At 73.8% G+C, this 458-nt stretch carries 1 protein-coding gene; it reads left to right on the forward strand.

All coding sequences use genetic code 11. From position 1 onward, the window contains the following. The coding region (locus tag OF117_RS22105) for a cytochrome P450 (RefSeq protein WP_263555016.1) at positions 1-458 on the forward strand (458 nt) is incomplete at both ends.

The following is a 458-nucleotide window of genomic DNA, read 5'->3' on the forward strand; positions in this document are numbered from 1 at the left end:
TCACCGCCGGCTACGAGACCACCTACCACCTGATCAGCAACGCGGTGGTCACCCTGCTCGACCACCCCGATCAGCTCGCCCTGCTCCGCGAGCGGCCCGAGCTGATGCCCGGCGCCGTGGAGGAGGTGCTCCGCCACTCCGGCCCGGTGCACGGCACGAAACCGCTGACCGCCGCCGAGGACGTCACCTGGCACGGCGAGACCATCCCCGCCGGGGCGATCGTCGAGCCGCTGATCGCCTCGGCCAACCGCGACCCCGGGGCGTTCCCCGACCCGGACACGTTCGACATCACCCGCTCGCCCAACGACCACCTCGAGTTCGGCTCCGGCGTGCACCTGTGCCTCGGGGCCAACCTGGCCCGGATGGAGACCCGGGTCGCCCTCGGCGTGCTGCTCGACCGCTGCCCCGGGCTGCGGCTGGCGGTGGACCGCGCCGAGCTCGAGCTGGAGCCGCTGCCG

The sequence above is a fragment of the Geodermatophilus sp. YIM 151500 genome, assembly GCF_025716945.1.
Taxonomy (GTDB): domain Bacteria; phylum Actinomycetota; class Actinomycetes; order Mycobacteriales; family Geodermatophilaceae; genus YIM-151500.